The sequence below is a fragment of the Oxalobacter paeniformigenes genome, from assembly GCF_027158465.1.
In the GTDB taxonomy this organism is placed as follows: Bacteria; Pseudomonadota; Gammaproteobacteria; order Burkholderiales; family Burkholderiaceae_D; genus Oxalobacter; species Oxalobacter paeniformigenes.
In genome coordinates this window covers 20,003-32,672 of record NZ_JAMKYL010000001.1, presented here as the reverse complement: position 1 = coordinate 32,672, position 12,670 = coordinate 20,003, and the positions used below count along the sequence as shown (strand labels likewise).

The window sequence follows — 12,670 nt, the reverse complement described above, 5'->3', positions numbered from 1 at the left end:
ATTACTGACAAGACATATTTTATCCCGTACCTGAAGACTGCCGTTTTCAAGGCTTCTGTGCCAGCGCCCAATCGATATGTTCATCCACCATATCCGACACCGTCTGACGTTTGTCACGCAAGGCAGCGACTATACGCGAGATTTCCGTTGCATCGCTCACTTCACGAAGCGCATTGCCCAATGCCACTGCAATATTGCGACACCAGCAGACATATCCGATACGCCGTACCGGACTGCCTTGCATCTTCTGCAAAAACTCCGTTTCCGTCCAGCCGAACAATTCCAGAAGGGTGGCGCGATCCATATCATGTCGTACTGCGAAATCCGGCACGTCACTCACCTTCGCAAACCGGTTCCATGGACAACACAGCTGGCAGTCGTCACATCCATATATCCTGTTGCCCATCAACGGGCGCAATGTTACGGGAATACTGCCCTTGAATTCGATCGTCAGATAGGAAACGCAACGCCGTGCATCGAGACGATACGGCGCGACGAGCGCACCTGTCGGGCAAGCCTGCATGCAACGTGTACAGTTACCGCAATGGTCATCTTCCCCGGAATCGACTGGCAACGGCAAATCGACCAGCATTTCCCCGAGAAAGAAAAACGATCCGCCGTCACGGCACAACAACAAATTGTTCTTGCCCTGCCATCCCATACCGGCTTTTCCGGCAAACGCCACTTCCATGACCGGTGCAGAATCGGCAAAAACACGATATGAAAAAGGTCCGATGGCATCCTGCATTTTGTCGGCCAGTTTCTGCAATCGTGAACGCAATACCTTGTGATAATCGCGTCCGCGGGCATACAGCGATATACGTGCTGCCAGCGGATCGGCATGATGCACACCGGCCTTCGCTTGTGAAAGCGCTTTTGTATCCGGAAGATAATCCATGCGCACGGAAACGACTCTGACCGTACCCGGCAACAATTCATCCGGACGGCAGCGCTTCATGCCATGCGCCGCCATATAATGCATTTCACCGTGAAAATCTTGCGCAAGCCACTGTTGCAGCCTTTTTTCCGCCTCATCCAGACGAATGTCGGCAATCCGCAAATCCGAAAAGCCCAGCTCTTTGGCCCAGGCTCTCATTTTTAAAACAAAATCAGTGAATTGCCCTTCAATTTTCATCAAAAACAACAAAAGATATTGCCTAAAAAGGAATGATTATTGATACTATATGCGAAATCGTTCCGTTATATCACATCACGTACGATGCGCGATCTGTACCATTCCGACCGATGCTGCAAAAAACATTCTATCTGAACGACGAGACCGATACATGCGCACTTGGCAAGGCGCTGGCGCATGTGCTGGAACGCGGGCTCACCATTTATCTGCACGGCGATCTGGGCGCCGGCAAAACAACGCTCACGCGCGCCCTGATCCGGGAAGCGGGTCATACGGGAAAAGTCAAAAGCCCGACCTACACGCTTATGGAGCCCTATGTCATCAACCTGAACGGACAGGCGGTCGAGCTGCTGCATTTCGATTTGTACAGGATGGGATGCCCGGAAGAATTTCTGGAAGCGGGTTTTCGGGAACATTTCAACGGGACGACCATTTGCATCATCGAATGGGCCGAAAATGCCGGCTCCGAATTACCCGCCCCCGATATCGCCGTCACGCTCGACATCACGGGAGATGGGCGAACGGCACACATGAGCGCCTCATCCGGCAAAGGCATACATTGCCTTGAAACCCTGCGTTTTTCGCCTCACTGCTGAATCGAAGATGAAACATTCATTTTACAAATACTGGCAAACCGCCCTTGCATTTCTCGTCTTTCTCGCCGGTATGACTGCCGTCTCAACGGTTCATGCAGGCAATATCGTCGCCGTCCGTGCATGGCCTGCCGATGACTATACACGTATCACACTGGAACATGACGGCAAGATTCAGGCGAAACACTTTATTCTGACCAACCCGGAACGCCTCGTCGTCGATATACAAGGTGTCGAACTGAACGCGACCCTGAAAGAACTGATCTCCAAAATCCAGCCGGACGATCCCTACATCCAGCACGTCCGCGTCGGCCAGCTCAATCCTGAAACCGTCCGTCTGGTTTTTGACCTGAAAACAGCCGTCAATCCGCAGGTCTTTTCGCTGGCGCCTATCGACAAATACAAGCATCGTCTTGTCATGGATCTGTACCCGAAAGAACCTCTTGATCCGATCGCGGCACTCATCCTCAAGGGAGAATGGAAGCACGATCCGGAACCGGAACAAGTCGCGGCCAACGAATCGAAAAACACCGATCCTGAACCGGCATCAACCGGTACCTCCAGCCGCAAGAGCCTTGCGGGCGATACCGGAAAAATGCAGCTCAAACGCATGGTCACGATCGTGATCGATCCGGGACATGGCGGTGAAGATTCCGGCGCGATCGGCGCGCGTGGCAGCAAGGAAAAAGACGTCGTGCTCTCTATCGGCAAACGCCTGCGAGCAAAAATCGAACAACAGCCCAATATGCGTGTCGTCATGACCCGCAATGCCGATTTCTTCGTACCGTTGGGAACACGTGTCCAGAAAGCACGCGCGGTCCAGGCCGATCTGTTCATTTCCATCCACGCGGACGCTTTTATCAAACCGAGTGCATGTGGTTCTTCCGTTTTCGTCCTGTCCGAAAAAGGTGCCTCCTCGACTGCGGCACGCTGGCTGGCCAGACGCGAAAACGCGGCCGACCTGATCGGCGGGGTCAATATCAAGAAACACGACCGTCAACTGGCCAGTGTTTTGCTTGACCTTTCCACAACTGCACAGATCAAGAACAGCCTGAAACTCGGCAATGCCGTACTCAATGAAATGGGAGGCATCAACCGTCTTCACAAGGGATCTGTCGAACAGGCCGCGTTTGCCGTCCTGAAAGCCCCTGACATTCCCAGCATTCTGGTGGAAACGGCCTTCATCTCGAACCCCGAAGAAGAAGCCAAGCTCAATAATGCCGCACATCAGGAAAATATCGCAAACGCCATCCTCAACGGCATCAAGAAATATTTCGCCAAAAACCCGCCACGTGCCCGCAACGGCATGATCTGATACGCACTGCAGTTTTGGCAAACTTCTTTGCCAAAACTGCGTACCAGACCAGACAAATGAGGTAGAATACTGCCTGCGTTGTTTTCTGAATCAGCTATCGCCCTGAAAACATCGTCATCCCAGCGCGCTCGTAGCTCAATGGATAGAGTACTGCCCTCCGAAGGCAGGGGTTGTGGGTTCGATCCCCGCCGAGCGCGCCATTCCTGTCTTTTTCTTTACGCCCGTGTTCCTGTTGCCAGCCACAGGCAGCCCTGCCCTCTTGTGCGCACGTCACTCTTCTGTCTGCCCCTTTACCGTCAGAAATTCAGAACCCTCGGCCAGCATTCCGATACCACACAACGACGGCAAATTTTCCCGTACCGCCACATGGGTACTTATTCCCACTTGTCGACAAACTTCAGATATGCCGGAATTACGCGTTTCCTGCACAACGTCCCTTCCTTCACACGGATCTGCTGTTCACACAAAGGCATGACGATGCTTACCGGCAGGATCTTTCGAACACCAGTCATTTCGATTTTCCGGCATTCCTTGTGTTAAATCACGCTAAAACGTGTTCCACTTCCGGATATATTTTCTGAATGGCTACGACCTGTTCTGTACGCTGGCAACCAGATCAGCCGACAACAATTTACTTGCAGATCAAGCGGCATATGAACGCGTTTCCATACCCTTTCTGTATCTCAGGGACATTCCGGAACACAGAAGAATTCACCCGGAACACCATGTACATATTGTTTTCCATCCGTTCAGACGAAACACTTGCATTCACACAATGGCTGAAACAGCCCCGCGATTTTCAGAAACAATTGTGGCGACCGCAAAGGTCGCCACCCCATATCACCGATATATCTTCGTCTGTCACGCATAAATAAAAAATGGCCGGAATTTCTTCCGGCCATTTTTCGTTGACGATCTTGCGTCAGCCTGTCAAGCCATTACTGTGCAGCCTGAACCTGAACTGCTTTGTTTTTCTTGACCGGACGGCCCATTCTCGGAACAACGAACGTTGCCAGAGCGAATGCTACGAAAGACGTGAAAGCAGTGATCGCGAAAGCGGTGTTCCAGCCCAGTGCGGTTGCAACTGCTGCACCCAGACCACCACCGAAAATTGCTGCAACTGCTTTTGCTGCCCAGAAGAAACCATAGTTTCTTGCGGAGTATGCCGTACCGAACAGGTCACTGTTGGTTGCCGGGAACAGTGCATAGCTACCACCCCAGGTGAAGAAGGCCAGTGCCAGAGCGATCATGAATGCGGTTTCGCCCATTCTTGCTACGTACGGGAAGGCCAGCAATACCAGGCAGTTGATACCGAAAACTACGGACATGGTTTTGTAACGGCCGATCTTGTCGGATACGAAACCCCAGAACGGACGGCAACCACCGTTGAACAGGTTCTGAACCGTAACTGCAATCGTCAGGAAACCTGCGGCATAGCCAAGGCTACGGCCATATGGAACGCTGTTTGCAACCAGCAGCAGACCACCGAAGTTGACGGAGAAGAACGACGTCCACAGAATCCAGAATTGCGGGGTCTTGAGCATTTCGTTCGAGTTGAAGTCTTTTTCGGTCGGAACGATGACTTTCTTCTTGCCTGCAGGACCTGCCGGGAATCTTACGAAGAAAGCGATCAGCACGATGACGGCACCCATGATAACACCGGTGTACATGAAGGCTGCGCCGACACCTTCAAATTTCAGCACGTTGCTGATCAGTGGCAGGAACGGCAGAACGCCCAGACCATAACCTGCTGCCGTGAAGCCGGAACACATACCTCTCTTGTCCGGGAACCATCTGTTGGCGATGTTCATTGCCGTACCGTAAACGATACCAACACCAGCACCAGCCAGCGTGTACAGAACATACAGCATCAGAACGTTTGGAGCCATACCCATCAGGATCCAGCCTGCGCCGACCATGATACCGGCTACAATCAACGGAACCTTGGGACCGAATTTGTCAACGAAATAACCACCGCCAGGCTGGGAACCTGCCTGAATGACCTGAGACAATGTGAACGATGTCTGAACGGCTGCAAGGGAAACACCCAACAGATCTTTCACCGGATTTGCATACAGTGTCCAGGAGTACTGAACACCCGAAATCATACACATTAGCAAAACTGCTAAGATTAAGTAGAACCAACGAAGACCGCCTACCTTGGTCGGATCTTCTGCTACTGCGGCTGGATTATTCATCTTACCAATCCCTAATCAAGTTAACACAAAAGGGAATCCCGGAATTTGCCGGTCACTGAAATCAACGACTTGGGTACTGTTTCTGTCAGTGACACATTCCTGAAACCTCGACATGTCTTGTGTATATGCATGCAAATATCATATTACACGAGACTACATATGTAATGTTATTGCATAACTTTCTCTGCATCAAATAAATATTATTCATATTTACGCCTGACGAATATGAAATAATTTCATATCATGTACGGGTTCATATGAGGTACAATCTCAAATTTTTTTATCTTCCATATGAATTGAAATCTCATATTTAGCCGCCAAAACCCTCTCTTCTCGCTACGCTTCTTTCTGCTTCCGCGATGTGCCTATACTTGTCTTCTCCCGATCCTGGCTCGCCAGCACCCTTCCGTCCGCACTACCGTGCCACCTCTCCGATTCCGCACTTTATGTATCTCCACTCTCCCATTCATGGAATCTTTCGCGCCAATTTTGTGGTGCCAAGAACCAGTGGACGACTAAAAAAGGGCGGTGCATTCCTGTAACAGGAATGCACCGCCCGAAGATGCGTGTATGAATAGAATATAAAGGCGCTATTCGACGATTGTCTGGGGTTCGTCCCCTGTTCTCTGACGGATTTCGCCTATGCGATAAACCGTTTCTCCTGCCGCCCTGAGATGCGCCATTGCCTGTTCGGCCTGTTCACGTGACACGATCACGGCCATACCGATTCCGCAATTGAATACGCGATGCATTTCTTCGCTGGCGACATTGCCGTGCTTCTGGAGCCAGGAAAACAAGGGCGGCATCGTCCATGCTTCTTTTTTCAGTACGGCCGTCAGATGTTCCTGCAATATGCGCGGAATGTTTTCCACCAGCCCGCCGCCGGTGATGTGCGCCATTCCCTTGACCTCCACCGATGCCATCAGCGACAGCAACGGTTTGACATAGATTCTTGTCGGCGCCATCAGGGCATCCGCCAGCGTTCTTCCGTCAAAGTCTGCATTCAGGTCAGGCTTGACCATTTCGATGATCCGGCGAACCAGTGAATATCCGTTGGAGTGGATACCGGAGGATGCCAGACCGAGCACGACATCTCCCGGTACGATTTTCCGGCCGTCGATGATTTCCGATTTTTCGACGGCACCCACGGCAAATCCGGCCAGATCGTATTCCCCTTCCGGATACATTCCCGGCATTTCCGCTGTTTCACCGCCGATCAGCGCACAACCGGCCTGTTCGCAACCGGCTGCGATTCCCTTGACCACTCTGGATGCCGTTGCAACATCGAGTTTTCCGCAGGCGAAATAATCGAGAAAAAACAACGGCTCAGCACCCTGGACCAGAATGTCGTTCACGCTCATTGCCACAAGGTCGATACCGACCGTATCATGTCGGTTAAGTTCAAAGGCAAGTCTGAGTTTTGTGCCGACGCCATCGGTACCCGATACCAGTACCGGTTCGCGATATTTTCGACCGATTTCGAAAAGTGCGCCGAAACCGCCGATACCGCCCAATACGCCTTCGCGCATGGTTCGTTTGGCAAACGGTTTGATGGCATCGACGAGCGCGTCGCCGGCATCGATATCGACTCCTGCGTCACGATAGGAAAGAGACTGTTTGGTGGATGAACTCATAATGTAAACGCGCCACTGGGCGTAAAATAACAATAATTTTCATATTTTAACAAACTGGTTCCGCAAGTACGACTGAATGGCATTATTTACACCACAACAAAGACAAACCGCCCTGTGGACGGGTATCGGCATTTTGCTGGTCGTCATTCTTTTATTGCTTGGTCCGATCCTGACCCCGTTTATCGCCGGTTCCATTCTGGCCTATGCGCTAAACCCGATCGTGGACTGGCTGCGCGCCCAGCATTTCGGCAATTTCCGCATGCCGCGACTTATTGCCGTCATCATCGTCATGATGTTGCTTTTTGCACTTGTCACCGCTTTTGCCCTGATCATGATTCCCATGCTGATTCGTGAATGGCCGATGCTTTACGAACAGATTCCGGCCTTCATCGCCAAGGTCAACAATCGGTTAAGTCCTATCCTGAACGAATTCGGCATCCAGATTCCGGCAGACAACGCCAGCATCAAACGTATCCTGACCGAACAATTCGTTCCCAAGGGTGACGGCGTCTGGAAATCATTGATCGCCTCGGCCAAATTCGGTGGCACCGCAGTCCTGACATGGGCATGGAATCTGATTCTGATTCCCGTCGTGTTGTTTTACCTGCTCAAGGACTGGCACATCATGATGCGCAAGCTGCGGGATATGATCCCCCGCCGCTGGGTGACAAAGGCCGTCAATTTTTCGCATGAGGTCAACGGTATGCTAGCGCAATATTTGCGCGGCCAGCTTCTGGTCATGGTCATTTTGTCCATTTATTACTCGATCGCGCTCGCACTGGCAGGCTACAACGTTGCTCTTCCGGTCGGTATCATGACCGGCATGCTCGCATTCATTCCCTATCTCGGTATCTGTTTCGGACTGGCACTGGCCATTACAGCTACCCTTTTGCAATTCTCGGGCATGGAAGCCTGGATCACACTTGGCATCATTTACGGTTTCGGTTATTCATTCGACGGCTTGCTGATGACCCCGAAACTCGTCGGCGACCGTATCCAGCTGCACCCGCTGATCGTCATTTTCGCCTTGCTGGCATTCGGCCAGCTTTTCGGATTCGTCGGCATTTTGCTGGCCCTTCCTTCTTCCGCTATCCTCTCCGTCGCCTACAAGCATTTGCGCAGTTACTATTTCAACAGTAACTTTTACAAACACTGAACGTCATCATGCAGCAACTGTTGTTAAATCTCGATACGGCTTCCGTCCCGACACTGGAAACGTTTGTACCTGGCCAGAATGCCGAAGTACTGCATCTGTTCCGGCAAATGGCCGCCGGAAATTCCAGTGACCGTTTCGTTTACATATGGGGAGACACCGCCGTCGGCAAAACACATCTTCTTCGTGCCATGTCACAACTGCGTCCTGCACGTTTTCTCGACCCGGCATCTCCCGTCGCGGATTTCACATGGACGCCCGATACCGCCTTGTATCTGGTCGATGATTGTGAGCGGCTCACGGATGAACAGCAAATCGCGACATTCAATCTTTTCAACCAGATCAGGGAACATGGTACCGCCTGCATGATTGCAAGCGGCGCAACTTCTCCGCTTGCATTGCCGTTGCGCGACGACCTGAAAAGCCGACTCTGCTGGGGGCTGGTTTACCAGATTCATGGACTGACCGATGAAGAAAAGATCGATGCCCTGACCGAACATGCACGGTCACGGGGGTTCACGCTGTCCCAAGGTGTGTTACCCTATCTTATTACCCATTACCGGCGCGATATGCACTCGCTTTCCAGTATGCTTGATGCACTGGACCGCTATTCGCTCCAGACAAAACGGATCATTACGTTACCTTTGCTGCATGATCTGTTGCAAAAAAGACATGAACCGATATGAAGACTGATACGCTGGCATTATTCGATCTCGACAATACCCTGTTGCCTATCGATTCGGACTATGAATGGGGAGAATTCATGGTACGTATCGGCGCTGTCGATAAAGCGTTTTACGAGAAACGGAACGCCGAATTTTTTGAACAGTACCAGTCCGGAACGCTCGATCCTGCCGAATTCCTGGCTTTTGTTCTGGGGACCCTTGCCAAATTTCCACGCGTCCAGCTCAACCGCTGGCGCCAACAGTTTATGGACGAGGTCATTCATCCCGCCATCAGACCGGCAGCACGCAATCTCCTCAAGAAGCACCAGGACAATAACGATCTGGTCGCCATCGTCACAGCGACCAACCGTTTCATTACGGAACCGATTGCCCATGCACTCGGTGTCGAACATCTGATCGCAGCCATACCGGAAGAAACACCCGAAGGCGAAATCACCGGAAAACTTGTCGGCATTCCGACTTCAGGCGCCGGCAAGATCGTGCATACCGAAAACTGGCTGCAAACCATGAATCTGTCTTTCGACAGTTTTCGGCATACTTACTTCTACAGCGATTCGGATCGCGACCTTCCGCTTCTCTCACGTGTCAACCATCCGGTTGCGGTCAATCCGAACAACCGACTGAAAGCATATGCCGAAAAGCAGGGCTGGCCTTTACTGCAATTATTCGATGATTAACAAACTGATTCGCAAGATTTTCGGAATCGGGACCAAAAAGTCTCCTTCCGCCGACAAACCTGCCACACTGAATTCCGCACAGCACGGCATCGATCCGAGACTGGTATCCAACAGTGCCATCCGGGTCGTCCGCATTTTGCAAAATGCAGGATATGAAGCCTACATCGTCGGAGGTGCTGTGCGCGATCTGTTGCTGGGCGTCAAGCCGAAAGACTTCGATGTCGCCACGAATGCGACACCAGAACAGGTCAAACGACTGTTCCGTCGGGCTTTTCTGATCGGCCGACGTTTCCAGATCGTGCATGTCCTTTTGGGACAGGACCTGATCGAAGTGACCACGTTTCGGGGAGCATCCACAAAACCGGCGCTGAAAGATGAAGCCGGACGTCTGCTACGAGACAACAATTTCGGTTCACAAGCAGAAGACGCATCGCGACGCGATTTCACCATCAATGCCATGTACTACAATCCGGCCAACCAGTTGTTGCTGGACTACCACGGCGGTATGGATGACCTGCGCCGGAAAACGCTCCGTATCATCGGTAATCCCGAACAGCGATACCGTGAAGATCCGGTCCGCATGCTGCGTATTGTCCGGTTTGCCGCAAAACTGGGATTCTCCATCGATGCAGCGACTCTCGCACCGATTGCATCACTCGCGCCGCTGATAAACAACGTACCATCCGCCCGTCTTTTCGACGAAATGCTCAAGCTCCTGATGAGCGGGCATGCCATGTCCTGCCTGAAAGAATTGCGCGCCCGCGGATTGCACAAAGGCTTGCTTCCCTTGCTGGACGTCGCGCTGGAACAACCGCAAGCAGCCCATTTCATTGAAATCGCCCTGAACAAAACCGATTTGCGCATCAGGGACGACAAGCGAATCTCTCCCGGTTTCCTGTTCGCTTCCCTGTTATGGACCCAGGTCGAGGAAAGATGGGCGCATTATCGTGCCAATGGAGAATATCCGATTCCGGCTTTGGTGGCCGCTGCCAACGATATCCTCGATGCACAAACAGAAAAGCTGGCGATACAACGCAGAATCGCCAGCGACATGAAAGATATCTGGCTCATGCAACCGAGACTTGAACGCAGAACAGGCAAGTCACCCTATCGTCTGCTTGAAAACGACCGTTTCCGTGCCGCTTACGACTTTTTGCTGATTCGTTGCGAATCCGGAGAACTCGCCCCCGAAATCGGGCAGTGGTGGACCCGGTTCATCGATGCGACGGGAGAAGAACGCCAGCGCATGATCGATGAACAGACCAGATCGCTTGCCGAAACACCGTCTGGACACAAACGTCACAGACGTTCACGACGCCGCCGCAAGACAAGCTCTGTATCGACAATATCACAGGCAGAAAACACTCAACCCTGATATGTCCGGAAATATCGTTTATATCGGCATCGGCTCCAATCTCGGCAATGCCCTCGAAAATGTTACAGGCGCCATGGATTTGCTTGGCAAGCTGCCGGATACGCGACTTCAAAAAACCTCGTCACTTTACCGCACTGCGCCAGTCGATGCAGACGGCGATGACTACGTCAACGCCGTTGCCATGCTATCGACCACTCTGGCGCCCGAACCGTTACTCGAAGCGCTCTGGCAAATCGAAAATGCATTCGGTCGCAAACGTCCCTACCGTAATGCACCGAGAACGCTCGATCTGGATATGCTGCTATACAATACCGACTGTATATCGACAGAACGCCTGACCATTCCGCATCCGCGCTTGACCGAGCGTGCCTTTGTACTGGTGCCCCTCGCGGAAATCGCGCCGGAAATTGTCATTCCGAAGCAAGAACCGCTTTCCATCCTGCTTGAACGCGTCAAAAATCAGAAAATCCACCGCATTTGATTTCAGTCTTTCCAAGGAGTCGCCCCATGTTCCATATTCCCGTTTTCGTCCAGACTGCCGGTCTGCTCATCTTGTCCAACATTTTCATGACTTTCGCATGGTATGGACACCTGCGCCACCTTTCCTCGAAATCCTGGCTGGTCGCTGCCCTTATCAGCTGGGGAATCGCATTGTTCGAATATCTGTTGCAGGTTCCTGCCAACCGGATCGGTTTTTCGCAGTTCAGTCTGGCGCAGCTGAAAATCCTTCAGGAAACCATCACCCTGAGCGTTTTCGTACCGTTTGCCATCTACTATATGGGCCAGCCATTCAAAATGGACTATATCTGGGCAGCATTGTGCCTGGTCGGTGCCGTTTATTTCATATTTCGTTCATAATTGACCCCGTATCGTGACACCGCCTGATGCATCGGGCTATGGTTACGGTTTTATGCAATCTCAACTTCGTAGTTCTTCATCAAAGGATTTGTCATGGCAACCTATCTTCAGGAACGCAAATCGGTCACAAGCCACACCCTGACAGCACTGTATAACCGGCATGAAAAAATCACCATGCTGACGTGTTACGATGCCAGTTTCGCATCCCTTATGGATCAATGCGGCGTCGAGATTCTCCTGATCGGAGACTCTCTCGGCATGGTATGCCAGGGCAAGGATTCCACACTGCCAGTCTCCATCGAGGAAGTCGCCTACCATACGGAATGCGTCGCACGCGGCAACAAAACCGCGATGATCGTCTCAGACATGCCATTCGGCACCTATGCCACACCGGAATCCGCCTATGACAACGCCGCCGAGCTTGTCAAGGCTGGCGCACACATGGTCAAGATCGAAGGCGGACGCTGGCTTGAAGAAACTGTTCGTTTTCTGACGGAACGCGCCATTCAGGTTTGCGCACATCTGGGTTTGACCCCACAATCGGTTCACCAGTTCGGCGGCTACCGTGTCCAGGGCAAAAATGCCGAAGACGCACGACGCATTCTGGAAGACGCCCGTATCCTGCAAAATGCCGGTGCCTCGCTGTTCGTACTCGAAGCCATTCCGGCAACACTGGGAAAAGACGTCACCGCAGCACTGTCTGTCCCGACCATCGGTATCGGCGCTGGCCCGGACTGTTCCGGCCAGGTACTGGTCATGCATGACATGCTCAATGTTTTCCCCGGACGAAAAGCACGTTTCGTCCGCAATTTCATGGAGGGACAAAACAGTATCGAAGCGGCGATCAGGGCCTATGTCAGCGCCGTCAAAGACGGCTCTTTCCCTGCACAGGAACATTGCTTCTGACAAGCTGAATCGCATCTATCCGGATTCAGGCATAACGCACATAAACCGGTTCGACAAACCGGTTCTCTTGCATGACATCAAAACCGGTCGATATACCGACCGGTTTTTTTCATTCAGGTCTTATAATCTTTATCTGATAC

The 12,670-nt window shown here is 52.0% G+C and carries 12 protein-coding genes and 1 tRNA gene; 10 read left to right on the top strand and 3 right to left on the bottom strand.

The window, feature by feature from the left end; all coding sequences use genetic code 11:
* Positions 1–46 precede the first annotated feature (46 nt).
* Positions 47–1,096, bottom strand: a complete 1,050-nt coding sequence (gene queG, locus NAI64_RS00160) for a tRNA epoxyqueuosine(34) reductase QueG (RefSeq protein WP_331282600.1) — start codon at positions 1,094–1,096, stop codon at positions 47–49.
* A 149-nt stretch (positions 1,097–1,245) separates the two neighbouring features.
* Between queG and tsaE the strand changes: the two genes are divergently transcribed.
* From tsaE to NAI64_RS00145, 3 genes are all read left to right on the top strand, one after another.
* Positions 1,246–1,731 carry a tRNA (adenosine(37)-N6)-threonylcarbamoyltransferase complex ATPase subunit type 1 TsaE gene (gene tsaE, locus NAI64_RS00155; protein WP_269296644.1) on the top strand — a complete coding sequence of 162 codons (486 nt, stop codon included), beginning with the start codon at positions 1,246–1,248 and terminating at the stop codon, positions 1,729–1,731.
* 70 nt (positions 1,732–1,801) lie between these two features.
* A complete protein-coding gene (locus NAI64_RS00150; protein ID WP_407946904.1) occupies positions 1,802–3,043 on the top strand; it encodes an N-acetylmuramoyl-L-alanine amidase in 1,242 nt (413 codons plus the stop codon).
* Positions 3,044–3,167: 124 nt separating this feature from the next.
* Positions 3,168–3,243: transfer RNA gene (locus NAI64_RS00145), tRNA-Arg, on the top strand.
* A gap of 738 nt (positions 3,244–3,981) precedes the next feature.
* Here NAI64_RS00145 and oxlT read toward each other — a convergent pair.
* Together oxlT and purM are read right to left on the bottom strand one after the other, a co-directional pair.
* On the bottom strand, positions 3,982–5,241 hold the full coding sequence (oxlT, locus tag NAI64_RS00140) for an oxalate/formate MFS antiporter (RefSeq protein ID WP_269296641.1): 1,260 nt from the start codon (positions 5,239–5,241) through the stop codon (positions 3,982–3,984).
* A 590-nt stretch (positions 5,242–5,831) separates the two neighbouring features.
* Positions 5,832–6,875, bottom strand: coding sequence for a phosphoribosylformylglycinamidine cyclo-ligase (gene purM, locus NAI64_RS00135; protein ID WP_269296639.1), 1,044 nt, complete (start codon positions 6,873–6,875; stop codon positions 5,832–5,834).
* Between the two features lie 76 nt (positions 6,876–6,951).
* Between purM and NAI64_RS00130 the strand changes: the two genes are divergently transcribed.
* From NAI64_RS00130 to panB, 7 genes are all read left to right on the top strand, one after another.
* Positions 6,952–8,031 (top strand): AI-2E family transporter, encoded by a 1,080-nt coding sequence (locus NAI64_RS00130; protein WP_269296638.1) that lies wholly within the window; start codon positions 6,952–6,954, stop codon positions 8,029–8,031.
* A gap of 8 nt (positions 8,032–8,039) precedes the next feature.
* Positions 8,040–8,714, top strand: a complete 675-nt coding sequence (gene hda, locus NAI64_RS00125) for a DnaA regulatory inactivator Hda (protein WP_269296636.1) — start codon at positions 8,040–8,042, stop codon at positions 8,712–8,714.
* Positions 8,711–9,391 (top strand): histidinol-phosphatase, encoded by a 681-nt coding sequence (locus tag NAI64_RS00120; protein WP_269296634.1) that lies wholly within the window; start codon positions 8,711–8,713, stop codon positions 9,389–9,391. Before hda ends, NAI64_RS00120 begins: the two co-directional genes overlap by 4 nt.
* A complete protein-coding gene (gene pcnB, locus NAI64_RS00115; protein ID WP_269296632.1) occupies positions 9,384–10,766 on the top strand; it encodes a polynucleotide adenylyltransferase PcnB in 1,383 nt (460 codons plus the stop codon). The genes NAI64_RS00120 and pcnB overlap by 8 nt, the downstream gene beginning before the upstream one ends.
* A 1-nt stretch (position 10,767) precedes the next feature.
* Positions 10,768–11,247, top strand: a complete 480-nt coding sequence (gene folK / locus NAI64_RS00110) for a 2-amino-4-hydroxy-6-hydroxymethyldihydropteridine diphosphokinase (RefSeq protein ID WP_269296630.1) — start codon at positions 10,768–10,770, stop codon at positions 11,245–11,247.
* Positions 11,248–11,273: 26 nt separating this feature from the next.
* Complete coding sequence (locus NAI64_RS00105; protein ID WP_269296628.1) at positions 11,274–11,624, top strand: DMT family protein; 351 nt, start codon at positions 11,274–11,276, stop codon at positions 11,622–11,624.
* A gap of 93 nt (positions 11,625–11,717) precedes the next feature.
* On the top strand, positions 11,718–12,530 hold the full coding sequence (gene panB / locus NAI64_RS00100) for a 3-methyl-2-oxobutanoate hydroxymethyltransferase (RefSeq protein WP_269296626.1): 813 nt from the start codon (positions 11,718–11,720) through the stop codon (positions 12,528–12,530).
* Positions 12,531–12,670 lie beyond the last annotated feature (140 nt).